Annotated in this window: 28 protein-coding genes; 20 read left to right on the top strand and 8 right to left on the bottom strand. The window is 43.7% G+C overall.

The window, feature by feature from the left end; all coding sequences use genetic code 11:
• Nucleotides 1–32: 32 nt before the first annotated feature.
• Nucleotides 33–1,145, top strand: a complete 1,113-nt coding sequence (locus CS921_RS09295; RefSeq protein ID WP_099223195.1) for an N-acetyldiaminopimelate deacetylase — start codon at nucleotides 33–35, stop codon at nucleotides 1,143–1,145.
• A gap of 123 nt (nucleotides 1,146–1,268) precedes the next feature.
• On the opposite strand, the gene CS921_RS09290 is transcribed toward CS921_RS09295, so the two are convergent.
• A complete protein-coding gene (locus CS921_RS09290; protein ID WP_162921737.1) occupies nucleotides 1,269–1,763 on the bottom strand; it encodes a hypothetical protein in 495 nt (164 codons plus the stop codon).
• Nucleotides 1,764–1,795: 32 nt separating this feature from the next.
• Nucleotides 1,796–2,641, bottom strand: a complete 846-nt coding sequence (locus CS921_RS09285) for a mechanosensitive ion channel family protein (RefSeq protein ID WP_099223191.1) — start codon at nucleotides 2,639–2,641, stop codon at nucleotides 1,796–1,798.
• Between the two features lie 235 nt (nucleotides 2,642–2,876).
• On the opposite strand from CS921_RS09285, the gene CS921_RS09280 reads away from it, so the two are divergent.
• The 9 genes from CS921_RS09280 (at nucleotide 2,877) to CS921_RS09240 (ending at nucleotide 10,148) form a co-directional block, all read left to right on the top strand.
• Nucleotides 2,877–3,368 carry a PTS sugar transporter subunit IIA gene (locus tag CS921_RS09280; RefSeq protein WP_099223189.1) on the top strand — a complete coding sequence of 164 codons (492 nt, stop codon included), beginning with the start codon at nucleotides 2,877–2,879 and terminating at the stop codon, nucleotides 3,366–3,368.
• A gap of 69 nt (nucleotides 3,369–3,437) precedes the next feature.
• Complete coding sequence (locus tag CS921_RS09275; RefSeq protein ID WP_099223187.1) at nucleotides 3,438–4,124, top strand: copper homeostasis protein CutC; 687 nt, start codon at nucleotides 3,438–3,440, stop codon at nucleotides 4,122–4,124.
• Between the two features lie 119 nt (nucleotides 4,125–4,243).
• A complete protein-coding gene (locus tag CS921_RS09270; protein ID WP_099223651.1) occupies nucleotides 4,244–5,119 on the top strand; it encodes a CvfB family protein in 876 nt (291 codons plus the stop codon).
• Between the two features lie 114 nt (nucleotides 5,120–5,233).
• A complete protein-coding gene (liaF, locus tag CS921_RS09265) occupies nucleotides 5,234–5,947 on the top strand; it encodes a cell wall-active antibiotics response protein LiaF (RefSeq protein WP_099223185.1) in 714 nt (237 codons plus the stop codon).
• The gene (locus CS921_RS09260; RefSeq protein WP_099223182.1) at nucleotides 5,944–7,008 is read left to right on the top strand and encodes a sensor histidine kinase; all 1,065 of its coding nucleotides are present in this window, start codon (nucleotides 5,944–5,946) and stop codon (nucleotides 7,006–7,008) included. The genes liaF and CS921_RS09260 overlap by 4 nt, the downstream gene beginning before the upstream one ends.
• Nucleotides 7,001–7,639, top strand: coding sequence for a response regulator (locus CS921_RS09255; protein ID WP_099223180.1), 639 nt, complete (start codon nucleotides 7,001–7,003; stop codon nucleotides 7,637–7,639). The genes CS921_RS09260 and CS921_RS09255 overlap by 8 nt, the downstream gene beginning before the upstream one ends.
• A 15-nt stretch (nucleotides 7,640–7,654) precedes the next feature.
• Nucleotides 7,655–8,314 (top strand): potassium channel family protein, encoded by a 660-nt coding sequence (locus tag CS921_RS09250; protein WP_099223178.1) that lies wholly within the window; start codon nucleotides 7,655–7,657, stop codon nucleotides 8,312–8,314.
• Nucleotides 8,315–8,380: 66 nt separating this feature from the next.
• The gene (locus tag CS921_RS09245; RefSeq protein ID WP_099223176.1) at nucleotides 8,381–9,310 is read left to right on the top strand and encodes a hypothetical protein; all 930 of its coding nucleotides are present in this window, start codon (nucleotides 8,381–8,383) and stop codon (nucleotides 9,308–9,310) included.
• A complete protein-coding gene (locus CS921_RS09240) occupies nucleotides 9,297–10,148 on the top strand; it encodes an FUSC family protein (protein WP_099223174.1) in 852 nt (283 codons plus the stop codon). Before CS921_RS09245 ends, CS921_RS09240 begins: the two co-directional genes overlap by 14 nt.
• Nucleotides 10,149–10,200: 52 nt before the next feature.
• Here CS921_RS09240 and CS921_RS09235 read toward each other — a convergent pair whose 3' ends face one another.
• The 3 genes from CS921_RS09235 to CS921_RS09225 all read right to left on the bottom strand — a co-directional run bounded on the left by CS921_RS09235 (nucleotide 10,201) and on the right by CS921_RS09225 (nucleotide 13,248).
• Complete coding sequence (locus CS921_RS09235; RefSeq protein WP_099223172.1) at nucleotides 10,201–11,235, bottom strand: LCP family glycopolymer transferase; 1,035 nt, start codon at nucleotides 11,233–11,235, stop codon at nucleotides 10,201–10,203.
• A gap of 129 nt (nucleotides 11,236–11,364) precedes the next feature.
• Entirely contained in the window at nucleotides 11,365–13,032 is a 1,668-nt protein-coding gene (gene rnjA, locus CS921_RS09230; RefSeq protein WP_099223170.1) for a ribonuclease J1, read from the bottom strand.
• A gap of 6 nt (nucleotides 13,033–13,038) precedes the next feature.
• Nucleotides 13,039–13,248 (bottom strand): DNA-dependent RNA polymerase subunit epsilon, encoded by a 210-nt coding sequence (locus CS921_RS09225; RefSeq protein ID WP_099223168.1) that lies wholly within the window; start codon nucleotides 13,246–13,248, stop codon nucleotides 13,039–13,041.
• Between the two features lie 454 nt (nucleotides 13,249–13,702).
• On the opposite strand from CS921_RS09225, the gene CS921_RS09220 reads away from it, so the two are divergent.
• From CS921_RS09220 to CS921_RS09180, 9 genes are all read left to right on the top strand, one after another.
• Entirely contained in the window at nucleotides 13,703–14,473 is a 771-nt protein-coding gene (locus tag CS921_RS09220) for a Cof-type HAD-IIB family hydrolase (protein ID WP_099223166.1), read from the top strand.
• Between the two features lie 207 nt (nucleotides 14,474–14,680).
• A complete protein-coding gene (locus CS921_RS09215; protein ID WP_099223649.1) occupies nucleotides 14,681–16,582 on the top strand; it encodes an OPT family oligopeptide transporter in 1,902 nt (633 codons plus the stop codon).
• A 15-nt stretch (nucleotides 16,583–16,597) separates the two neighbouring features.
• Entirely contained in the window at nucleotides 16,598–16,936 is a 339-nt protein-coding gene (locus tag CS921_RS09210) for a PqqD family protein (RefSeq protein ID WP_099223164.1), read from the top strand.
• A 137-nt stretch (nucleotides 16,937–17,073) separates the two neighbouring features.
• Nucleotides 17,074–17,943, top strand: a complete 870-nt coding sequence (locus CS921_RS09205) for an ROK family protein (protein ID WP_099223162.1) — start codon at nucleotides 17,074–17,076, stop codon at nucleotides 17,941–17,943.
• 71 nt (nucleotides 17,944–18,014) lie between these two features.
• The gene (locus CS921_RS09200; RefSeq protein WP_162921736.1) at nucleotides 18,015–18,719 is read left to right on the top strand and encodes a GntR family transcriptional regulator; all 705 of its coding nucleotides are present in this window, start codon (nucleotides 18,015–18,017) and stop codon (nucleotides 18,717–18,719) included.
• A gap of 142 nt (nucleotides 18,720–18,861) precedes the next feature.
• Nucleotides 18,862–19,170, top strand: coding sequence for a PTS sugar transporter subunit IIB (locus CS921_RS09195; protein ID WP_099223158.1), 309 nt, complete (start codon nucleotides 18,862–18,864; stop codon nucleotides 19,168–19,170).
• Complete coding sequence (locus tag CS921_RS09190) at nucleotides 19,170–20,528, top strand: PTS sugar transporter subunit IIC (RefSeq protein WP_099223157.1); 1,359 nt, start codon at nucleotides 19,170–19,172, stop codon at nucleotides 20,526–20,528. Before CS921_RS09195 ends, CS921_RS09190 begins: the two co-directional genes overlap by 1 nt.
• Nucleotides 20,529–20,543: 15 nt before the next feature.
• Nucleotides 20,544–20,858 (top strand): PTS lactose/cellobiose transporter subunit IIA, encoded by a 315-nt coding sequence (locus CS921_RS09185; RefSeq protein ID WP_099223155.1) that lies wholly within the window; start codon nucleotides 20,544–20,546, stop codon nucleotides 20,856–20,858.
• A 3-nt stretch (nucleotides 20,859–20,861) separates the two neighbouring features.
• Nucleotides 20,862–22,334: a sialate O-acetylesterase gene (locus CS921_RS09180; RefSeq protein WP_099223154.1), complete on the top strand. Its 1,473-nt coding sequence runs from the start codon at nucleotides 20,862–20,864 to the stop codon at nucleotides 22,332–22,334.
• A 34-nt stretch (nucleotides 22,335–22,368) separates the two neighbouring features.
• On the opposite strand, the gene CS921_RS09175 is transcribed toward CS921_RS09180, so the two are convergent.
• From CS921_RS09175 to modB, 3 genes are read right to left on the bottom strand one after another with little or no spacing between them, the layout of a single operon-like run.
• Nucleotides 22,369–22,938: a molybdenum cofactor guanylyltransferase gene (locus CS921_RS09175; RefSeq protein ID WP_099223153.1), complete on the bottom strand. Its 570-nt coding sequence runs from the start codon at nucleotides 22,936–22,938 to the stop codon at nucleotides 22,369–22,371.
• Nucleotides 22,916–23,566: an ATP-binding cassette domain-containing protein gene (locus tag CS921_RS09170; protein WP_099223151.1), complete on the bottom strand. Its 651-nt coding sequence runs from the start codon at nucleotides 23,564–23,566 to the stop codon at nucleotides 22,916–22,918. Before CS921_RS09170 ends, CS921_RS09175 begins: the two co-directional genes overlap by 23 nt.
• A 1-nt stretch (nucleotide 23,567) precedes the next feature.
• Nucleotides 23,568–24,239 (bottom strand): molybdate ABC transporter permease subunit, encoded by a 672-nt coding sequence (gene modB / locus CS921_RS09165; protein ID WP_099223150.1) that lies wholly within the window; start codon nucleotides 24,237–24,239, stop codon nucleotides 23,568–23,570.
• Nucleotides 24,240–24,352: 113 nt separating this feature from the next.
• Here modB and modA point away from each other — a divergent pair, with 113 nt between their 5' ends.
• A complete protein-coding gene (modA, locus tag CS921_RS09160) occupies nucleotides 24,353–25,138 on the top strand; it encodes a molybdate ABC transporter substrate-binding protein (protein ID WP_099223149.1) in 786 nt (261 codons plus the stop codon).
• Nucleotides 25,139–25,159: the final 21 nt, after the last annotated feature.

The raw sequence follows: 25,159 nt of genomic DNA, 5'->3' as shown, positions 1-25,159 counted from the left end.
GGCGCGCCTCTTTTTCTAAAGGAGATACCAGAATGAATCCATTTATTGAAATTAGACGAGAACTTCATCAAATTCCAGAAGTTGGCTATCAGGAATTTAAAACGCAGAAATATTTGCTTGAAAAAATTGAAGCCTATCAAGCCGCTTATTTTTCAATCCAGACTTGGCGGACGGGGATCCTTGTCTTGGTGGAAGGCTATGACGCTGAAAAAACAGTCGGTTATCGGACCGATATTGACGCACTACCGATGACTGAAGAGACAGGCCTGCCGTTTCAATCGACACATCCAGGGCGCATGCATGCTTGCGGGCATGATTTCCATATGAGTATCGCTCTTGGCGTCTTGAAACATTTTTCTGAGCATCAGCCTAAAGACAATTTGTTGTTCGTTTTTCAACCGGCAGAAGAAGGGCCAGGGGGCGCCAAGCCGATCCTTGAGAGTGCTGAATTTCAAAAGTGGCGGCCGGATGCTTTCTATGCGCTTCATATTGCGCCGGAATATCCAGTAGGTACAATCGCGACAAAAGAGGGGCTGCTATTTGCCAATACGTCTGAATTATTTATCGAGTTTACTGGCAAGGCGGGGCATGCAGCCTATCCGCATTTAGCTAATGACATGGTCGTGTGTGCGTCCAGTTTTGTCATGCAGATGCAAACGATCATCAGTCGCAATATTGATCCTATGAACAGTGCGGTGATTACTGTTGGAAAAATAGCAGGTGGGGATGTCCAGAATGTGATTGCTGAAAAGGCTTATCTGGATGGCACCATTCGAACGGCTTCCAAAGAAACAATGAAAATCGTCTGGTCGCGGCTTCATCAGCTTGCCAAGGGATTTGAAGAGGCCTTTCAGTGTGAAATCAAGTTTATACCGGGTTCAGATTACTGTCAGGTTTATAATGACAAGGCAGAAACCGATCGCTTTATTCAATTTTTAGAAGAGCGGTTCCCAAATAGCTTTGTTGAGGCAAAGGCTGCAATGACAGGGGAAGATTTCGGCTACTTTTTAGAGGAGATTCCAGGCTTTATGTTTTGGCTGGGCGTCGATTCCCCCTACGGATTGCACCATACCAAGCTAAATCCGAAAGAAGAAGCGATACCTTTCGCAATTGAAGTTTTGACGGCTTATTTGTCGCAGGTATGAAAAGAGTCTGGGCTAGAAATCTTTCAGCCATATAAAAAACCGACCAGAAAACTTTTTTACTCTGGCCGGTTTTTTAAGGAGAAAACGGACAGAGACGAATGGGTGTCTCTGTCCGTTCTTTTTTTAGAAATAATAGCGATAGGCAAAAAGTGAACCTTCCGGATAATGGAAATAAATTTTCATGCCGGGGCCGCCACTCTCAGCGGTCATCCAGTCTTCAAATTCCAAATAGAACCAGACCTCGAGCAGTCGTCCATCCGCCGAAAGCAAACAAACGGCCGTGTAATCCTGAAAAGCCACTTCTTTATCACGCGTTCGCCCATAGTGCTCTAGGAGCTGATATGCACGCGCCAGCCATTCTGATTCCCGTTCTAACTCTTTCACTGGGAAGAAGGAGCTGTTCGCTAAAATACACGCAGGAGAAATCTGCTGCCAGGCTGATTCGAGATGCGTGACTATAGCAGAAGTTTGCAGGAGTTGATCCGCCTCCTCAGAAATATAGCGCGTGTCGATCTGTAAATTTTCAAATAAAGCTGCAAAAAAGATGTCAAGAGGAACCTGCCGAAAAAAGGATGCCCAATGGTCGAGCTCTTCTGCCGCAAACAGCAGCGGAAGCACTTTCTGATGCTCATGTTGCCAGTCTGCTGGATTCATGCGTTTTCAGGAAGGATGGGTGCGACATAGGGAAGCGGGAAAGGAATATCATTTTCGGCCAGTGCTTCCCGGCAGGCTTTCAGAAGATCCCGCTCGACACCAAATTGCTCCCCGTTGACCGCTTTTCCGACAATTCGAATGGTCACGCCAGAAAGTGCGGCATTTTGAACCCCCAGCACGACAGGCGGCTCCACGATATTTTTATTTTCAGCGGCCATTTTTTGGCAAACGTCGCCAATCACTTGCATCGCTTTTTCAGTATCAGCAGTCGGGCTGATTTCGACATCCACCATCACACGCATGTTTCCGCGAGAATGATTGCTTACGATCATGATTTGCCGATTCGGAATGAAATGCAGCGTGCCATCAAAGTCGCGTACTTGAGTTGTCCGCAAGCCCAGTGCTTCAACATTCCCGTTGATCAAACCAATCGTAATCGAATCACCAACGTCGAGTTGCCGTTCTAGCAAAATGAAAAACCCAGTTACGACATCACTGACTAAACCTTGTGCCCCAAAAGCAATGGCAAGACTCGCCACTCCGGCACTGGCAATGAGCGCTGTAACATCCATGAAATTTTGCAAAAGCAAGATAGCGAAAATGAAAAACAGCACGTAACCATAGAGGTTCATGATCAAGCTTTCAAGCGTGTCACTGCGAGAAGGGGATACGGCTTGATTTTCACGATAGCGTTTGAAAAAGCCACGGATTAATTTGGAACCAATGAACTTTAGCACGATATATAAGAGGACTAGGATCACGATTCTAATGCCAAGTGAGATCGCACCTCCCCAAAACGCATCCCAATCAATCGATGCTAGCCATTTATTAAATTGATTCATCTTTTTTCACTCCCTATTCATACATAACCATCATTTCATAGCTGTGATGAAATGCTCGTTCTTTATTTTAACAAAGCTTTGCGGATAGTTCAAAATATGAAAATTTTTTCGGCGGAAATGGTGGTATAGACCGATTTGCTAGCAGCGCGTCTGTTGGAACCATTTTTTTCGTTTCATTTTTCGATTAATTTATTCTATAATAAACGTGATAAAAGCTACTGAGGAGGAATAAACCATGTTCAAAAAGCTTTTTAAACATGAAAAAAATGAAACGGTTTATGCACATGCAACAGGCCAGCTGATTTCGCTAGAAGAAGTACCAGATCCGGTTTTTAATCAAAAAATGATGGGGGAAGGAATTGCGGTTCAACCAGTAGATGGACGTGTAGTGGCCCCTGCAGATGGAGAAATTATTCAAATTGCAGAAACAAAGCATGCATTTGGTATTCGTACGGAGCTAGGAGAAGAGATTTTAGTGCATATTGGTTTGGAAACAGTGGCATTAAAAGGTGAAGGGTTCCAAGTAAAAGTGGCACTTGGTGATAAAGTGAAGCGCGGACAGACGATTATTGAAGCTGACTTGGCTTATATTGCACAACACGCTAGCAGCACCGTCATTCCAATGGTGGTAACGAATAGCGCAGAAGGACAATTTGAATTTGATTGGCAAACGAACTTAGAGGTAAAGGCGGGCGAAACACCTGTTTTTATAACAAAAATACGCTAGTAAAAAACAGGCATTTGAACAGCAAATGAGTGGTGCAGCTAGAAAAAACCACGAAGGAGTTGAACGACCATGTTGGAAGTAATCGTACAAAGCGGAGAAGATGCACGATGCGCGGAAGCCTTTGGTGCAGACAGGATGGAAGTGGTTCAGGCAATAAGTGAAGGCGGACTCACCCCCAGTTACGGCGTTATGAAGGACATCTTAAAGCAGGCTAAAATTCCAGCCATGATGATGATTCGCCCGCACAGCTTTTCGTTTGTCTATAATGAGGCGGATCGGCGTGCGATTTTGCTGGATATTGAACTCGCCAAAGAGCTGGGCGTGCAGGGCATTGTGTTTGGTGCGTTGACTGAAGAGGGCGAGATCGATCGAACGCTTTTAGAGGCAGTGATTCGAGCGAAAGGGGATCTGGATTTAACGTTCCACCGTGCGCTTGAGGATGCACGAGATATTGAAGCAAGCTACCTTGTTTTGCGAGAATATGGACATGACATCACGCAGATTCTCACTTCTGGTGGGACGGCGAGTGCGGTGGATTCGATTCCGCGGCTAAAACGATGGATTGCCGATTCGGCTGCCGATCCAGCATCCTTTAAAATTTTGGTTGGCAGTGGCGTAACGCCTGATAACATTGCTTCTCTTCATCAGAAATTAGAAAATGAGTGGTATCATGTTGGTGGTGGGGCCCGTATAAGCGGTGATTTTAGCCAACCGCTCGATCAGAAAAAAATAAAACAGTTGAAGGTAGAAATTTGAGCAATCCTGTTTGGGTTGCTTTTTTTATTGCGCATTTTTGATAAAACAAATGGCATAACCTCATGGGATAGGCTATAATAAACAAAGACTTTGAATTCAGGATATAAAGGGTGAACAAATTGACGAATTATCTCGGAACGACCCAGGAAATGACTGTCCAAGAAGTGACAGGCGAAGGGTTTCTATTAGAAAAGAACGGAACAACAGTCCTCTTGAAAAAAGGAAACAGCAATCGATTGGACTGGGAAATTGGTGAACAGGCCAAAGTTTTTCTGTATGTAGATTATGATCATACGGTGACGGCGACTACGACCATTCCAAAAGTACAGGTTGGACGTTACAGCTTTGCAACGGTGACAGAAGTGCGGAAAGATTTGGGTGTTTTTATGGACATCGGCATCGAAAAAGATGTGGTTGTTTCCATGGATGATATGCCGGCACTGAAACATCTCTGGCCGAAAAAAGGCGATCGACTGATGATTTCACTGGTTGTGGATGAAAAAGACCGGATTTGGGGCAAGTTGGCGACAGAACATGAATTCCGTTCGATTGCCCGCCGCGCCGATAAAGACCTTTTCAATCAAAATATTTCAGGAACGGTTTATAAGCTGCTTAAAATTGGTTCATTTATTTTAACGGATCAGTATTACATTGGCTTTATTCATGAAACGGAACGGCAAAGTGAACCACGGTTGGGTGAATATGTCAAAGGGCGCGTGATTGCGGTGAAACCAGACGGATCCCTCAATCTTTCACTTCGTGGTCGTGTTCATGAAGCGCTCGATGATGATGCGGAAATGATTTTGACCTATCTACGTAGTGTGGGCGGAGAAATGGGCTTTGGCGATAAGTCTGATCCTGAAGCGATTCGTGCCAAATTCGGCATTAGTAAAGCGCAGTTTAAGCGGGCGCTTGGAAATCTGATGAAAGCGCGAAAAATTACGCAGATGGAAGGCCGTATTACAAAACTCACTGAGGACGGCGAATCAGACTAAAGACTTAGACTGCTTTCATGCTTAGGCGGATGGCTCACACGTATCAGTTTCTTTATAATAAAACCAAGTAGGCACAATTTGTGTCGTTATCATCATAAAAGGAGGTGTGTCAGCTTGAAAAAAATCGAAAGTTCGATGATTTTTATTTTCGTCGTCGCCGTTATCGTGGGGGTTGGACTGGAAATGCTCTTTAAATGGCAGCTGCTTGTTCTTTTTGCTGTCGGGATCTTTCTGCTTTTTAGTTCTAGAAAAGCCGGAGTACCGAAAAAAAGTGCGAAAAACCGCTTGTTTGTGGCAGTGGTCTTTCTGCTCCTGTCCGTCCTTCTGACAACGACATTTAAACTTGGACTAGTGGTTGCAGGGATTTTTGCCATCATTCACTATGTCAATCGAAAGCGGGCACCTCAGCTGCTAATGGTTGAGACAAAAGAACCTGGAACGAAAACGGATAAGGCCAATCATTTTATTCGCAATCAATGGTTTGGCAATCAGCGCGTGCTGGATGTTGTCTACGAATGGGATGACATCAATGTTCAAACTGGAATTGGCGATACGATTATTGACTTAGGGAATACGGTTTTGCCGACGGGTGAGAGTGTGATTATGATCCGCAGTGTTTCGGGGAAAATTCGACTGCTTGTGCCATTTGATTTAGGGATTTGTCTCGAGCATTCGGCAATCTTTGGAAACCTTCAATACGACAAGATCAGTACGTCTGTTCAAAATAATACGGTAAAAGTTTATTCGGATAATTACGAGACGTCTGCACGAAAAGTGAAGATCATGACCTCCGTTGTATTCGGTGATTTAGAGGTGATTCGCTTATGACCTATACGAAGGTGCAGATGCTGCTCTGTTCTGCGCTGCTTCTTGGGGCGTCGATCATCGGAACAGCCATTTACTATTTCATCAATAACGGAACATTTTATGAGCTCTTTTTTGAACAGAAAATTTTTTATTTGCCGGTGATTTTATTTGTCCCGCTAACGGCTATTTCAGCTGGAATTATTATCGGAGCGGCTTCCGGTTATCTGATCAAGCAGAAATTTGAATCGATTGATTTTGCGATTCGGTTGCTTGAACAGGGAGATTTGGATAAGAAAATCAAATCTGAGGAAGAGGAAAATTTCACGGAAGTGCAACAAGTTTACAAGCAAATCGATCAGTTACGTGATAAAATGAAATCACAAACGCTGCTCACTCAGAAAATTGCGAGTGAAAAAGCCGAAACGAGCGGTGAAACAAAAGAAGCGATCCTCTCAGAAGAGCGGCACCGGATTGCTCGGGAGCTGCATGATTCGGTCAGCCAGCAGCTTTTTGCCGCCATGATGCTTCTTTCCGCACTGAATGAACAGGCGGCGAAGATCGGTTCACCGGTACTCGAAAAGCAGCTCAAGATGGTCGAATCAATCGTGAATGAGTCGCAGTCTGAGATGCGGGCGCTTCTACTTCATTTACGCCCCACACAGCTGGAAGGTAAATCGCTGAAAAAAGGGATCGAACAGCTGCTGAAGGAACTGACAACCAAGCTGCCGATCAAAGTGGAATGGCAGATTGAAGATATTTATTTAAAAAAAGGGATTGAAGATCACTTGTTCCGTATCGTCCAGGAATTGTTATCCAATACGCTGCGGCATTCAAAGGCTCAGCTGCTCGAGGTCCGCTTCGTCAATATTGATCAGGTGGCCGTTCTTAAAGTTGTGGATGACGGGATTGGCTTTGATATGAATAATGTTGGTCAAGGTTCTTACGGTTTGCAGAATATGCGTGAACGTGTGGCTGAATTTGGCGGCACGATCAAAATAATCAGTTTTCCCAAAAAAGGGACGAGTGTTGAAATCAAAATCCCGCTGGTAGGAGAAGAGAAGGAAGTGGCAGTAAATGATTAAAGTACTCTTAGTTGACGATCATGAAATGGTGCGTATCGGGGTGTCTGCTTACCTTTCCGTTCAAGATGATATGGAAGTAGTCGGAGAGGCGGAAAATGGCAGGCAAGGTGCTGAAATGGCCTTAGAACTTCGACCTGATATTATCCTGATGGACTTGGTGATGGACGAGATGGACGGTATTGAATCGACCAAGGAGATCATGGCCAATTGGCCGGAAGCAAAAATTATCATTGTCACGAGTTTTATCGATGATGAGAAGGTATATCCGGCACTTGAAGCAGGAGCAAGTAGCTATATGTTGAAGACCTCGACAGCTGGCGAAATTGCCGACGCGATTCGTGCAACTTTTGGCGGAGATACGGTTTTAGAGCCGGAAGTCACCGGTAAAATGATGCAGCGGCTGACAGCAAAGCCGGAAAAAAATCTGCATGATGATTTAACCAATCGGGAAAATGAAATACTTCTCTTGATTGCAGAAGGAAAATCAAATCAGGAAATTGCCGATGAGCTCTTTATCACACTGAAAACAGTCAAAACGCATGTCAGTAATATTCTATCGAAGCTGGATGTGCAGGACCGCACGCAGGCAGCGATTTATGCGTTCAAACATGATTTGGTAAAGAAAAAGTAGGAAGGTGTTAAGAGCATGAAAGAAGGATTTGCTGTTATAGGACTCGGCCGTTTTGGCGGCAGTATTTGCCGTTCGCTTGTCGAGCAGGGCATGGAAGTGCTGGCAATTGACTCAAGTGAGGAACGGGTCAATGAATATATGTCGATCGCGACGCATGCCGTTATTGCGAATTCGACGGATGAAAATGCGCTTCGGCAGCTTGGCGTGCGGAATTTTGAGCATGTTATCGTGGCCATCGGTGAGGACATTCAGTCGAGTATTTTGACCACGCTGATCTTAAAAGAGATGGGTGTGAAGTATGTGACGGCCAAAGCCACCAATGACAAACATGCCAAACTTTTGGAAAAAATTGGCGCTGACCGTGTCGTGCATCCAGAACGTGATATGGGAAGACGGATTGCTCACTATATCGTTTCTAAAAACATGCTCGACTATCTGGAGCTTTCGGATGAATACAGTTTGGTCGAAATTTCGGTTTCAGATCGTCGGTTCCTAGGCAAAAGTTTGCTGGAACTAGATTTTCGTAATACATATGGCGTGAATATTGTTGGAATTAAGCGTGATAAACAGATGATTATTACGCCAGAAGCAAATGATACACTTTACGATGGGGATATTTTAATTGTGATCGGCTCAGATGATGATATTGAGCGCCTTCAAGAAAAAATTCAATAGTTGTTCGCAAAAGAGAATGCTGCTATATGGGCATTCTCTTTCTCAAAATGTCAAAAAGGAGGCATTATGAAAAAATATTTACTGGGAAGAATCGGGCTTCGTGCGGTGATTCAAATTTTACAAGTCTTTGTTTATGCAGCCTTGTGTGTCGTGTTTCATGTTGTGCTATTTCCAGCACTCAAACCATTCCTTCCGATTGCCGTGCTTGTCGGGATATTAGCTCTTCAGCCGACGTTTGGTATTACAAAAAAAGTACTACCGAAAATTGGCTTTGCATTTATTTTGGCCTGTGTTGTGGTAGGGGTAGCATCAATCTATCTGCCTGCCAATGTCTATACCTATTATGTGGTCATGATGATCGTGTTACTGGCGATTAATTTTATCATGCCGCAAAAGTATATGGTGATTACGATGGCGATGGGGACAGCTATTTACTTTTTAGGCACGGATGATCTGCCGGTTTCCATGCTCACGGTTGTTGCGCTGATGATTGTTGATATTCTATTTTTCTTTCTTATCGTGCGTCTAGTCGTGCGCTTTATCCATTTGCCGCTTGAAAAAACGATTGAAACCATGATTAAGCAGACGGCGGGCATCTATTATCAAGAAGTGCAGACCTTTCTTGAAAAACAGCAGGAGGTAAAGCCAGCCCAATTGTATCGTCTGTTTGCACAGACACAGCAATTTTTAAAAGAGTATCAAGGAACGAAGCACGCAAATGAGAACCGCGCAAAAAGTTATCAGGAGATGGAAAAGAAGCTACTTGCCTGTTACTTTCACATTCAGACAATGGAGGAGATTGGTCGGGCCAAGCTGTCAGACACTGCTTTGGAAAGTCTGGAGCTGATCCGAATTCATCCGCCAAAAGAAGGGCAAACGGAGATCGATCCAGTCCTGTCCTTTCATGCGGAACGTTTTGCTGTCCTTTTGGCGCAAATCCAGCATTCGATAAAGGATATGTCAAAACAAGGGGGTGCAGAGCATGTCGCAAAGTAAGTGGAAAAAACATCTTGCACTTGATCCCCGCGTCTTAAAAGTGATGATCAGTTTGACGTTGGCTGTCCTCCTATTCCCGGTAATGGGGACCTATATCGTTTACCCGGTCTATGTGTTTAATGCCATCTATGTAACGGCACAAATGACCAAAGGATCTAGCTATCATTCGGGGGTTGAACGGGTGGCGGGAACTATTATCGGTTGCCTTTTGGCGGCATTTCTCTACTTAGCCTTTCCAGAGCATCATTACGTGATGATTCCGATTGGTGCAGCACTGGCCGTTTTGATCAGCTACCTATTTACGAAGAAATTCACGATGGTGATTGTCGTCATTACGGTCATGGTGTTAGTTGGAAAAGGGGATGGGGAGCCATTTGTTTTTATGAAGGATCGATTATTGGATACATTTATCGGCCTTGCGATTGGTTTTCTCGTTTACTTTATCTTTCCAAAACCACGCAAAGAAGAAGTGGAGCATCTATTTTATCATGATGCACATCACTTGTTAGAGCGGATTGACGGTGCCTATCAACTGTATATGGATGAAGCGATTTCTAAGGAACTACAGGCCATTTGGCGAGAGCTTTTGGCACTTCAGACAAAGCGGGAAAATATTCTAAATGATGAAAGCTTTTTGCCAGGTTCAGCGGCAGCGGATCCGATGTTTGATCTGATCTATGATTTAGAGCATTTACTGCAGCATCTGGATATTCTGGAACATTTGCACGAGCGAAAGGATATTCAGGCGTATCAAGAGTTGTTTGACTATCATACGGAGAAATACCACATGTTGGAAGGAAAAATCAAAGCAGCGATTACGGAAAATAGTGCGCTTTAAAAAGAAAAACCAGTGAACGCGATTCTGTAGCGCGCTCACTGGTTTTCTTTGTTTATTCGGTTGAGGTGGTGCTATCGTCTGTGCCAGAATCACTGTTGGTACTGGAATTACTGGAAATACCTAGTTGTTCCTCCATGATCTGGACATTTTTATCAATGGAGTCTTGATGAGGGACAAAGTAGTATAGATCGAACCCATAAGCCGCGCTGTAGATCATTTGATCGTCACCTTCCAGCTCTAGGTCATTAATAGTACCGTCAAGAACGCTGGCATAATTTTTGGCGATGACTGTGATATCGTCGAGTGAAAGATTCGTCTGAACATTGTCACCAACGGCATCCATGATCTTAGAAAAATTAGTAATGCCGGCAGTGGATTTGGCTACTTTATCGCAGATTCCCACGATAACGTCTTTTTGGCGATCCTGACGACCAAAGTCGCCCCGCGGATCTTCATGCCGGATACGGACATATTGCAAGGCTTCAGTACCGTTTAATTCGATTTCGCCTTTTTTGAATTTTGGATTGACTTCAGTTAGATCGACATCATTGGTGACGGTGATCCCGCCAACAGCATCGACCAAATCTTTAAAGCCGTTCATATTAATGGAAACAAAATAATCGATAGGAATGCCATCCATTAAGTTTTCGACAGCATCAACAGAGCCCTGAGCGCCATCATAAGAGTAGCTGGCATTGATTTTTCCAATATCGCCATCTGAGTAGGTCACTTCTGTATCACGCGGAATACTCAGCATTTCCACGGTATCTTTTTGCTTATTGACTGTAACGAGTATGAGTGTGTCAGAACGACCGTTTTCTTCATCCTCACGAGCATCCGTCCCAATCAGCAGAATAGAGAAGGGTTTTTTATCATTTAGCTTTTCTTCATCTGCTTTCACGGACGTATCATTTTTTAAAGGGGTATTAATTTTGTCCATGGTAGATTCTAAATTTAAATAATATTTAATGACCAGGCCGCCGAATGCAAAGCCGATTCCAAGTAAAATCACACCGAAAACTTTGAAAAAGGTCTTTAAAGGGTGTTTTTTTCTTTTCCTATGTTTGGTAGAGCGTGTTGTTTCCATAGATCACTTACCCATCTTTCCTATTTGGATTCTCATGTACCTACCTACTTTACCACGCTAAAAAACGGAAAGCAACTAAGAATTTCATGAGGAAAAAGACCCGCTGGCAATTGCTAACGGGTCTTTTGACTAGACTTCCATAATAATCGGTAAAATCATTGGCCGGCGTTTTGTTTTTTCATATAAAAACGGCTGCAAGGTGTCTGTAATTTCATTTTTAATTTCAGACCATTGCGAGGTTTTGCGAGCCATCACTTTGTTTAGATGCTTATGAAGAAGGGACTGCGCTTCACTGATCAGATTTCCAGATTCACGCATATAAATAAATCCGCGAGAAATAATATCTGGACCTGCCATGACTTTGCAGTTTTTCAGGTCGATCGATACGACAACAATCACGAGACCTTCTTCGGAAAGGATGCGGCGATCACGCAATACGATATTGCCGATGTCACCAATGCCGCTGCCGTCAATATAAACACTGTTAGCAGGGATTTTGCCAGCAATATGTGCAGCATCTGCGGTTAGTGCTAAGACATCCCCGTTGCCACAAATAAAGCTGTTTTCCATTGGCACACCACATTCTTCTGCACTTTCCGCGTGAATCCGCTGCATACGGTATTCACCGTGAATCGGCATAAAGAATTTAGGCTTCATCAGGCGGAGCATTAAGCGCTGTTCTTGTTGACCGCCATGGCCGGATGTATGAATATTGTTGACTTTTCCGTGGATGACTTCGGCGCCAGCTTGATAGAGCAGATTAATCGTCCGGTTCACACTAATCGTATTTCCTGGAATTGGTGAGGACGAAAATACCACCGTGTCGCCCGGTTGGATTTGAATCTGGCGGTGCGTGCCGTTTGCAATCCGTGAAAGAGCGGCCATTGGCTCACCTTGGCTACCGGTACAAAGAATCGTTACTTCATTGGCAGGCAGGCGATTTAGCTGGTTCGCTTCGATAAAGAGGTCTTTTGGCGCTTTGATATAGCCTAGTTCGCGACCAATTTGCATAGCTGATTCCATGCTGCGTCCAAAGACAGCCACTTTACGGCCGGTTTCAATGGAGGATTCGATGACTTGTTGTAGACGATAGATATTAGAAGCAAATGTAGCAAAAATAATTCGGCCATCAACATCGCGAAAAATATTTTTGATGCTTTCACCGACGACACGCTCACTCATTGTGAAGTTCGGTACCTCGGCATTCGTACTGTCGGATAAAAGGCAGAGCACGCCTTCTTTGCCGATTTCAGCCATTTTGGTCAGGTTGGCTGGCTCGCCCACAGGGGTAAAGTCGAATTTGAAGTCACCTGTATGCACGATATTTCCAGACGGTGTTTTGACAACAATTCCGTACGTATCTGGAATACTGTGTGTCGTGCGGAAGAATGAGACGCTTGTTTTACGGAACTTAAAGACATCCTCTTCTTCATATTCATAGATTTTGGCATGACGGAGCAGGCCGTGTTCCTCAAGTTTATTGCGGATCAGTGCGCTGGCTAGTTTGCCGGCATAGATCGGGATATTGATTTCACGAAGCAGATAGGGTACGCCACCGATATGGTCTTCGTGGCCGTGCGTGATAAATAGACCTTTGATTTTGTCCTTGTTTTTTACAAGATAACTATAATCCGGAATGACATAATCGATTCCCAAAAGTTCATCTTCCGGGAATTTAATTCCGGCATCAATCAAAATGATCTCATCTTGAAATTGCACAGCATAAGTGTTTTTGCCAATTTCGCCAAGGCCACCCAAAGCGAAAACAGCCGTTTCATTATTTTTTACAAATTTCATAAAGAATTACTTCTCCCACAGTGAAAAGTCAGGTTGTGCCTTTTCATATTCCAAATGTTTGTCGCTTAACAGCTCCACATATTCAATATGAAAAGCTTCTTCTTTTAGTAGTTGGCGTACTTCTACTTCATCTTTTGCTTCGATATAAAGCGACTGTGTTTTTTCCCGTACAGGGGTTTCTGTCAGTGTTTCTTGATAAAATACTTTAAAAATCATTTTTTTCTCTCCTTTGATATAAACATACAGAGATCACTCTGTTTGATTCAAGATAACGGATATATAGAACAAATGCAGCCGTTCTATTTTCTTTCTACCTAAGTCACACGGGTATGAGTGAAAAAAAGACAAAAAGAAAGCATGACAGTGAATGACCTTTTTCAGCTGTCTAATCCCCTTTATAAAAGTCCAATGCAGTAACAACTTAGCAGCTTATTTTCACAAATAACCAGTAAGTTGACCGAATTCGAACCGCTTTTTTCACGTTCCTCATTGTGTTCCAGTTTCGTCCGAACTATATCCTTGCTATCTAATATACCACAAAAATCCTAAAATGCTAAGAGAATTACTCTTATTTGCCTGAATTTCTACTATTTTAGCTCTTTTTGCCCCGTCGTCAAAAAGGGAAAAGTTTGGTATACTAGCAATTGAATCTAAATGAGGATGTGTTTGCGTGAGTAAAATCGTGTTCTTTGATATTGATGGGACTTTAGTAAATGAAGAGAAGGAAATTCCACTTTCAACAGTGGAAGCGGTCAAAGCGCTTCAAGCAAAAGGAATCTTTGTGGCCATTGCCAGTGGGCGCGCGCCGTTTATGCTACACGAAATTGCTGAAAAGCTTCAAATTGATTCTTTCATCTGCTATAACGGGCAATATGTGGTGTTTGAAGGAAAAGTGATTTATGAAAATCCGCTATCGCAGGAGGCACTGGATCGGCTAATCACAACAACCATGAAAAATGACCATCCGCTTGTTTTTTCAGCAGCGGAAGAAATGCGCGTCAATTTGCCTGATCACCCGGGCGTCTTGGAAGGAATGAACTCACTAAAACGTGGTTATCCGCGTGTAGACGCTCATTTTTATCGTGGGCGTGAAATCTATCAGTGTCTATTGTTTTGCACGGAAGACTTCGATTCATTTTATGCGGAAGCTTTTCCAGAATACAGCTTTATGCGCTGGCATGACGTTTCTGTGGATGTGTGCCCGGCAAACGGCAGCAAAGCACGGGGAATTCGTGAGCTCATCAAGCAACTTGGCTTTAAGATGGAGGATACCTATGCTTTTGGTGATGGATTAAATGATATTCAAATGTTACAAGAAGTGGGGACGGGAATCGCTATGGGAAATGGCCGCCCTGAGCTGAAAAAAGTAGCGGACTATATCACCGAATCTGTCGATGAAGAGGGGATTCTAAAGGGTCTTCAACATGTTGGATTATTATAAAAAATTCACACAATGATCATACAATAAAAACAGAACTATGTAAAAAGTCCTTTTTTGTTTGAAAACGGACTTTTTATTTTGGCGTTTTTTATAGTAAAATGTGCTTTTTTTCTCAAAATGGTTTGTAATGCTCCTACGAAAGGTGTACGATAGTAACGTCACTTTAAACGAATAAAGTGTAGAAAAAATAAAGGAGTAGTTAGAATGATGAGCGAACCTGGAGGAAAGAAAACGTTCGTCCCGTATATTCCAGCTTCTAAGTCGCTGCCAGAACTTACCGCAACGTCGATTATTCTCGGAATTATTTTAGCCATTCTGTTTGGTGCTGCCAATGCCTATCTAGGCTTAAAGGTTGGCTTGACAGTGTCGGCTTCCATTCCGGCAGCAGTCATTTCAATGGGGATTTTACGAGGGATTTTTAAACGGGATTCTATTTTGGAAAACAATATCGTTCAAACGATGACAACGGCAGGGGAGGCGCTTGGAGCAGGGGCAGTTTTTACCATTCCAGCACTTTTCCTGATGGGTGTAGACATCAAGCAGATTATGCTGATCTTTATCGTACTAACAGGAGGATTTCTTGGCGTCTTCATGATGGTACCGCTTAGACGAATGCTGATTGTCAACGAGCATGAAACGTTGCCGTATCCAGAAGGAACCGCTTGTGCAGAAGTTTTAAAAACAGGGGAAACGGGTGGATCGCAAGCGAAACTTGTAGCACTGGGGTTTCTGGCTGGCGGAACTGTGAAGGTGTTGACAGACGGCTTTAAACTTTTCAAAAGTGAGATATCTGTTGGTATTTACAAGTTTCAGAACGCCTTTATTGGCACGCAGATTTATCCGGCACTTCTCGGCGTCGGTTTTATTATTGGACCGCGGATTGCTGGACAGATGGTGGCGGGTGGCTTAATGGCCTCCTTAGTGCTGGTTCCGGCGATTGCCTTTTTTGGCGGGGAAAGTGCGCAGGTCATATTTCCGGCGACGGAGGCACTTAAAAGCTTAGATGCTGCTGGTATTTGGGACAATTATATTCGATACATAGGTGCAGGTGCCGTGGCTGCTGGCGGATTGATTACGCTGGTTAAAACACTGCCGGCCATTTTTCAAACATTAAAAAGTACATTTGTCAGCATGAATCGGTCGAAAGGGATGGCTGTTGTAGAGCTGGAACGGACGGATCGGGATATTCCGATGAAGTGGGTGATTATAGGCATTCTGGCGATTCTTTTGATCATTGCCTTTGATCCGTTTACGAATGTGGGGATCATTGGTGCACTGGCGATTGGCATTTTTGGCTTCCTTTTTGTGACGGTGGCTTCGCGGATCGTTGGGATCGTCGGAAGCTCCTCTTCGCCAGTTTCCGGAATGACGATTGCGACGCTTTTAATTGTGGCGATTGTCTATAAGGCGTTTGGCTATCACGGAGACCAGGGGATTATCTTGACGCTGACTGTTGCGGCAATTGTCTGCTCAGCACTTGCAGTGGCAGGGGATATTTCTCAGGATTTAAAAACAGGTTATCTTGTTGGCGGGACGCCGTGGAAGCAGCAGGTAGCAATGATGATCGGCGTTTTAGCAAGCGGACTAGTGATGGGCTACATTTTGACGCTGCTTGACAATGCTTATGGGATGGGATCTGCGGAACTTCCAGCACCTAAAGCCATGCTGATGAAAATTTTGGCAGAAGGAATCTTGAATGGCAACTTGCCGTGGACGCTCATTTTTATCGGCGTTTCCATTGCGATTGTAGTGGAATTTATGGGGATGAATTCGCTTGTTTTTGCGGTAGGTCTTTATTTGCCGCTTAATATCAGTGCAACTGTTATGTTTGGTGGGTTTGTGCGCATGATCGTCAATGCTGTCATCAAGCATAAGAAAGAAAAAGAGGCGGCTTCTGCTGAACGGATCGAGCGAGGGACACTCTTTGCTTCCGGACTGATTGCAGGTGAATCTTTGCTGGGCGTTGTGATTGCTTTTCTTATTTCCATCAACCCGGCCATTATTCCAACTGATGTATGGATTCAAAATCAATGGCTGCCGTTCCTAGTCTTCATTCTTGTATGCGGGCTACTGTACTTGTCAACAGTTCCACGTAAAAAACGCCACTAATTTGGAGGGATTATTTTGGCACGTAAAAAAGAAAATTTACTTGAACAAATCCCTTGTTTAAAGGACGCCCTTTTTTTGCGTTTGGAAGAGGGGCAACTTTTCTTAATTGTACCGCGTAAAAACCCTCTCGAGCGTCTGGCGATTAAATGGTTGAAGCAGCCCTCAGAACGAAAGATTGCGCTCGATCAGGAAGGGTCATTTATTTTACAAAAAGTTGATGGAAAGCGAAATGTCTTTGAACTTGAACAGCTTTTTAATGGACAGTTTGGCAATGAGGACGGCATGAGTTTAGCACGGCTCGTTCGCTTTTTGCAGATTGTAGATTCTTACGGCTGGCTGAAGTGGACGAAATAAGGAAATAGCTTGGCTGGCGGTTAAGTGATACGTATACTTGGCTGCCAGTTTTTTTAGGATGTAAGTTGACAGCGTTCTCATTTTGTGGCATATATAGTTTATAGGTTTCAAAAGTATAAACATGAGGAGCTAAAAATATGGGCTTATTAGTTTTTGACTGGGGCGGAACAAGTGTGAAGGGTGGCGTTTTTCAAAAAAATGAGATGATCGAACCTTTCTCTTTTCCAACACCGAAGACATGGGAAGAAATGATGCAGCAATTAAAAGAAAAACAAGAAGAACTTGCTAAAACGTATTCGTTTAAAGGGGTAGCAATCAGTGCACCGGGTGTTGTGGATGATTTAGCGGGTGTCATTAATGGGATTAGTGCGATTCCGTATATCCATCACTTTGAAATCAAGGCGGCTTTGCAAGAACTGTTTGGTTTACCCGTGCATATGATTAATGATGCCAATGCAGCAGGAATGGCAGAAGCAGTTCTTGGAGCAGCAAAAGGAAAAGAAAATGTGCTCTTTTTGATTTTAGGCACAGGAGTTGGCGGTGTCTTTGTTCAAAATGGACAGATTTATACGGGGCATCATGGCTATGCTGGTGAGTATGGCATGATGTTTATTGACGGTGCGCAAACATTTAGCGAAGTAGGGACAGTGGTTCGACTTGTTGAACGTTACGAGCAGCGAACAGGAGAAACAGGGCTAAACGGGGAAGAGATTTTCCGGCGTGCGGATCAAGGGGAAGCAGCTGCAAAAGAAGAAGTAGCACAGTTTTATCGTTATCTTGCAACAGGTATTTTTAATCTGCAAGTGGCCTTTGATCCGGATTGCATCGTGCTTGGCGGAGGTATTTCAGGGCGTCCTGCTTTCATGGAAGAGATCAAGCAAGCTGTTGAGCAATTTGTTGCAGAAAAAGAATGGCAGTACTTTATGCCAGTTGTTATGCCATGCACCTACCGTAACAGTGCGAATTTAATCGGAGCAGCCGTCCATTTTGAAAGCCAGCAGTCATAACATCTCTTTTAGAATTCTTTTAGACGTGTTATAATGTAAAATGTTATAACAAATAAAAGAGGATGGATAAAATGGCTGAAGCAGCGCCTAAATATGAACTGATCGCAAATGATTTGCGACGAAAAATTTTGGAAAGAGCCTACGAAGTGAATGAGCAGCTGCCGCAAGAAGCAGCACTCTGTAAGGCATATAATGCGAGTCGCATCACGATTCGTAAAGCAATGGACATTCTGGTAAACGAGGGGCTGATTTATAAGCGCCGCGGTTCTGGCAGTTTTGTGAAGGATATTACAGAAAATCAAACCGCCGGGCAAAAGAGAAGCCTGGAAGTGGTAGAAGGAAATGATATAACAACTGAGATTATTGATTTCGCGGTGATCACCTCGCCAGAAGTCGTCACAGAAAAGTTGAAAATTTCTTCATTTGATTTTGTTTATGATATCCGGCGGGTTCGGAAAAAAGCAGGCGTAGCAGTGGCTGTTGAGCAAAGCTATATGCCGATTCAAACGGTTCAAGGTATGCGGATTGACGTACTTGGTCAATCACTTTATACGTATATGGAGAATGAACTTGGCTTGATTCCGCAAAGTACCCACCGACTAATTCGTGCGGTTTATGCAGGAAAGAAAGTCGGAAAACTGCTGAATGTTGACGAAAAGCATCCCGTGCTTGAAATTGAGCAGACGGTTTATCTGAATGATGGACGTCCATTTGAGTATTCACTGATTCGGCTCAAATCAGAAGAATATGAGTTGCAAAATATTGTTGTTGTTTAAAACCGCCATTTACTGGCGGTTTTTCTTTGATTTTAAAAAAGTTGTTATAATTAATTTTTAAAAAGTATTGACTTATTCCGGAAAACGTTTTAAACTTATTTCTGGAAAGCGTTTTCTATTACAACGAAAAGGAGATATACAAATGTTAAAAATAGCTTTATTTTGCAGCGGTGGTATGTCCACTAGTTTAGTTGGTTCAAAAATGAAACGAGTTTATGAAGAACAGGGCCGGTCAGATATTTCGGTAGAAGCATATGACTTTGCGATGATTGATGAAATCGGCGGGGAAGTTGACGTTATTATTATTGCGCCGCAAATCAGCTGGGCAAAAGAACAGGTAGAAGAACAATATCCAGGGAAAAAGATTGTTTGTTTGACAATGCAGGAATTTGGTGCGATGGACGGAGTTGCTGTTATTGAACGCTTGAAAAAAGAAGGGGTGCATGATTGATGGAAAACAGCAAATTTTCACGCTTTCAAGCGAAATTTACGCGGATTGTCGGAAAAATTGCCGGAAACAAGCTGCTCCTAACTTTACGTGATTCCTTTATTCTTGTCTCAGCTGTGACAATGATTGCCGGATTTGCGATTATGATCAGTTCGGTTTTCTTAGATCCGAACGGGTTGATATTTGGTGAGCAGGGGCTGCATCTTGGTAAACTAATCAGTGGTAGCTGGTCAGCTTGGGATGCATCTGGATTTGCGGATACGCTTCGTTATCTGCAATCAATGATCAATCTCTTTTCACAGGGCGCTTTGTCCGTTATGTCATTATTAATTGTGGTTGTTTTCAGTTATACATTCTCTAAAAAATATTTTCCAAAAAACAAGGAGCATATGACATCTGTTCTTTATGCACTCGCAGCATTCTTTGTCTGCGTGCCTTGGAACTACGATTATGCATTAAATGATAAAAGTGTTGAAATCAGTGGTATGCTGAATTCAAATTTCTTAGGAACACAAGGTGTGTTTTCCGCACTGATCATCAGCGGGGTGGCAGTGTGGCTCTATAATAAACTGTTAGAAAGAAATATCGTTATCAAAATGCCGGAATCTGTACCACCGGCAGTGGCAAGAAGCTTTGAATCACTTATTCCTGGTTTGCTTGTTCTCGGCTTCTTCGTTGTTCTAACGGGGATCAGTGTAGGCGTTTTCGGCGTAACATTACCGGAACTATTCCTTCAAGCCATGCAAAAACCAGCGATGATGATTTCAGGAACTGCAGCCTTTGCACTAGTTGCACAAATTACATGGCCACTCTTGCAGTGGTTTGGGATTCATCCAACCTCGATTTGGGGACCGATTTTCGGGGTAACCTGGAATGTAGCAGATACGGAAAATATGATGGGAACTGCTCATCACTTATATTCCACAATGTTCATGAACTTCTCAACCATTGCTGCCGGAACATTTGCTTTGGCACCGGTTCTAGCGTTGCTTATTTTCTCGAAAATCAGCTCAGAAAAGAAAGTGGCCAAAATTGCTTTGATGCCAGCAATCTTCAATATCAGTGAGCCTATTACATTTGGTTTGCCGATTGTTTTAAATCCAATTATGTTTATTCCTTTTGTCATCGTTCAACCGATTTGTTTCTACATTGCAGTATTCTTCACGAATATCGGGTTTATTGATGTCATTACAAATAACGTACCATGGACGGTTCCGCCACTGATATCCGGGCTACTCTTTACCGGGTCGATCAATGGGGCCATCGTGCAGCTTGTCAATTTAGTTGTCGCGATCCTGATTTATCTACCATTTGTTAAAATGGCCAATACGATGAAAAACAAGAAAATGCTCGACTTATAGGAAGGAATTTTAGTTATGAATGAACAAACACTAGAGCAAGCCATGCAGTTAATTTTTATTGCCGGAAATGCGAAATCGAAAGCGATGGAAGCAATCGGTAAAGCGGAAAATGGGGAGCTTGAAGAAGCAGCGGCTGATTTAAAAGCTAGCAGAAAAGAGCTTCATCAGGCACACAAGATCCAAACAGATATGCTGACAACTGAAATGAACGGCGAAATGCTGGAGAAAACAATTTTACTAATCCATGCGCAGGATCACTTTATGGCAGCCAATACGACGATCGATTTGGCGGAAAAGTTTCTGCATATTTATCAGAAAATGGAGGCATGATTTATGACAGACTTTCAATTGGCGGATGTTTTTACAGATGGCATGATTCTACAGCGCGATCGTGAAGTAAGCCTTTACGGCTCCGGCCAAGAGGGGACCGTTATTACATGCAACCGTGGAACTGAGAATTATCAAGCAGTCGTTACGAATGGCGTCTGGCAGCTGACTTTTCCTGGAAAATCGAAGGGTGAGACAGAAACCATCCATTTGAACTCGGCGACCTGTGAAACAGTGCTAACGGATGTCTGCTACGGGGATGTCTATCTCCTTAGCGGCCAGTCCAATATTGCGTTTACTTTTTTAGAAAATGGCGGTACTTATGATCCAACGGCACTGAAAAATGATGTGCGCTACTATACTGTACCAGAAGTGCTTTATCAGGATGAGGATGAATGCATTCCCGCTGAGGTGGCGAATAATCACTGGCAAAAAGTGGATGAGGATACTGTCAAAGAAATGTCTGCGCTCGGCTATTATTTAGCTGTCTATCTGGGCAAACAGGATCCGGACGTTCCAATTGGCTTTATTGGTTGTTATAAAGGTGGAACGCCTGCAGCTGCTTGGCTTGATGAAGACAAATTACAAGCTAGCCCGATTCTTGATGAACATTTTTTGCAGCCGTTTCAAGCGATTCTTAAAAACCAATCAAAGGCGGAAGCAGCACAGTTAGAAGCGGAATATTTGGAGCGCCTTACAGCTTATCAAGGCATCAAAGAAGCGTGGATAGCGGAACATCCGGATGGGGAAGCGTCAGTAATGAAGCAGGAAATCGGTCATACGCCATGGCCGCCGCCACTAACCTATTCCAGTTATCAACGGCCTGCGGGGCTTTATCATACCATGTTGGAACACTTGACTCATTGCACGATCAAAGCAGCCATCTGGTATCAAGGCGAGGAGGACTCGAAAAATGCGACGCTTTATGATGGCTTACTAGCTGGCATGATTGAGCAGATGCGCGAGATGTTCGAGAATCCTTCACTGCCAATTTTTGTGGTCGGACTACCAGGCTATCTTGAAACGGATCCGGAAAGTTGGGCGGAACTCCGTGCTAGACAGTGGCAAGTTTGTCGCGAAACGGCTGATGTGACGCTGATTCCGTTTATTGACCAAGGGGAATCTCACAATGTGCATCCGACATGTAAGAAAGCCTTTGGCGAGCGGCTCGGCTATGTTATCTGGCAGTCGCTTTATCAAAATGATCCGGTGGATACGCCGCATTTTGAAATCAGCCGCTGGACAGATACGGAAATCGAATTGGTTTGCCGCTCGACTAAGCAGCTGACCACACATGGGGACCGGGTAATTGTAGCTGAGGGACAAGAAATTGCCTATCGGATCAATGGGAACCAACTGATTTTAACTCTAAACAAACCGCTGGACTCGTTTGATTATGCCTATGTTGATTTTCCAACAGGATGGCTTATGACAGACGAAAAAATCCCAGTTCAACCAGGCCGTTTTAATCGACCATAAAAAAATGATCCTGCCGTGCTAAATTGCGGCAGGATCATTTTTTATTTTGATTTGTAAAGGCTGCTGATGGCGGAAAAGCAAGCGGGACAGTCGCCAAATTTTCCATTAATAGACGAACACGATGCTCACGTCTCTGGATCAGTGGCTCGATCGCCCGCTGAAAATCAGGCAAATGAGCAATCAGATAATGTGACTGGCTGGGTGTCGTGGCATAACAATTTGGTGTAGCCGCCAGCTGCGCGAGTATTTTCGTAGTCATGAAAGGATAGTCGACCGCTAAAATCAAAAAAGAAGCAGCCGTCCCAATCTGTGTAATCGCTGCATATAAGCCACCGATTGGCCCGTAGTCTGTCAGTCCAGGCAAATCTTCTACCACCTGAATACGCGACTCATTTGCAAAAAGCTGCTTCATCCTTGTCAGTTGCTCATGGTTGGCAGAAATGACCACCCGGTTGCATAATGGAAGCAGTACTGCCGCTGTCTTTTCAACCCATGTGGGCGCTTCAGCTGAGCTTCTATAAAAAGCTTTATCTTCTCCAAAACGTACCGAACGACCTCCAGCTAAAAGAATCCCAACTCGGTCAAGCGGTTGTGAGACTACCATTTTTCATCACCAAAATTTCATTTGTCATTTTTTTTGCTTCTGAACTGTAATGTGTCACAAAAATAACTGGAATTTTAAAATCATCGGCCATTTGGCGCACTAAAGCCATGCAAATTTCACGCGTCTCTTCATCAAGACCATTAAAGGGCTCATCTAAAAGCAGCAGTCTGGGCTCTGTAATCATTGCCCTCGCCATGGCCACACGTTGCTTCTCGCCGCCGGAAAGTTTTTGCACCGACGAATAAAGCAGATGGGTAATTTTCAAATAGTCACTGATTTTCCGAACGCGCAGCTCAATGTCTTTTTTGGGCTGTTTTTGCATTTTTAAACCAAATGCAATATTTTGATAGACATTCATATTAGGAAATAAGGCCAGATTTTGAAAAAGATAGCCAACTTTTCGTTCAGCTGCCGGCAAATGCAGCGCAATCCGCTGATCATCCCAAGTTTGATCGGCAAAAGTAATCGAGCCGCTGTCAATACGCGTTAAGCCGCTAATACAAGCAAACAGGGTTGTTTTTCCAGCCCCACTTGCTCCCATGATGGCCGTAATCGGAGCTTCAAAGGTGAACGTGATTTCCAAGCTGTTAAACGGCATTTGTTTGGTAAAATCGCAAACTAAGCTCATGCTATTTCCTCCTCAAAAGCTGATTTTGGCGAACGGTTAGTAAATGAATGATAAGCAGCGCGAAAACGCCAATTACCACGTTGATGATGCCTAAGTAGATGGCGGTTTTCATCTCGCCTTGCTGAACCATAAAATAAATACTTGATGCAATGGTATCTGTTTTTCCTTCGATGTAGCCCGCTACCATCAAGGTGGCTCCAAACTCGCCCATCGCACGGCAAAAGCTCAGTAATAGTCCGGCTAAAATCGGCTGCCAGCAGTTCGGGATGATCACATGAAGAAAAATTTGACTGGAACTGGCCGAGAGCGTCTCGGCAGCTGAAACCAAATCGTGATCAATTGAAAGAAAGGCCGCCTTCAAGCCCTGATACATAATCGGTAAAATAATGATGGTGGTGGCAATCACGGCTCCAGCCAGGGTGAAAATAAAACTAAAATCGAACGTTTGCCAAATGAAACCGCCGAGCCAATCGTTTTTGCCAAAAATATTCAGTAAGATCAAACCCACAACTGTTGGCGGAAGAACAAGCGGCAACAAGATCAAGGTTTCAACCGGTAATTGCAGGCGAGATTTCCGATTGGCAAAATAGTAGCTGACCGGAAGCATAACAATGAGGGCGAGAAAAGTGGATACTAGTGCCACCAAAACGGAATGCCAAACAGAAGTAAACATATGAACGCCTCCAAACAGAATCACTCGCTAAAACAGCGTGTCCTTTTCTATTATGACCAACACTGGCAAAGCTTGTCAAACTTAAGTAAAATAAGAGAATAAGGGGGCGTAAAATGAAAAAAATACTGCTAATGGCCAGTCTGCTAGCAATACTTCTTACGGGATGTACAACAAATGGGGAGAAAGAAAGTATCGGATCGCCAGAAAGTGACCCAATTGAGATTCATCTATCAGCTGCCGCAAGCTTAAAAGAATCGGTCGAGGAAATTCGGCGAAATTTTGAAAAAGAAAATCCTTCCATTAAATTAACGATTGATTATGCTAGTTCAGGACAAATTCGCGAGCGGGTAAAAAACGGAGCGCCCATTGACGGCGTCTTATTTGCCAGTGAGCAAGACCTAGATGCCCTGATTGATGAAAAACTTGCAAAAGGGAAAGAAAAATTTGCGACAAATCGTCTCGTGCTAATTCAGCCGAAAGAGGCAAAGGGGACGGATGAGGATTGGCAAACGGCACTGAAACAAGCAGAACGAATCGCGATGGGGGATCCTGAATCTGTTCCAGCGGGGAGCTATGCCAAGGAGACGCTAGAATCGCTCAAACTCTATGACTCGCTACATGATCAGCTTGTTTTTGGTTCAGATGTGCGTCAAGTATTGTCTTACGTCGCCAGTGGAAATGCAGAGCTGGGATTTGTCTATCAAACAGATGCGGCAATCAGCCCTGACGTTAAGATCGTCCAGAAAATACCAGAAGATTTACATACAGAAATCGGTTATTATGCTGGAATTATTACAGATAGCTCACATACAAAAGCCGTTCAAACCTTTATGGATCAACTAACGGCAGCCGAATCCCAGCAAATCTTGCAAGATCATGGCTTTCAAACAGTCAACTAAAAACGCAAACAGGCGAGTAAA

Source organism: Listeria costaricensis, from assembly GCF_900183385.1.
GTDB classification, from domain to species: domain Bacteria; phylum Bacillota; class Bacilli; order Lactobacillales; family Listeriaceae; genus Listeria; species Listeria costaricensis.
Note: the sequence above shows the minus strand (reverse complement) of the source record. Positions and strands in the feature narration are given on the sequence as shown.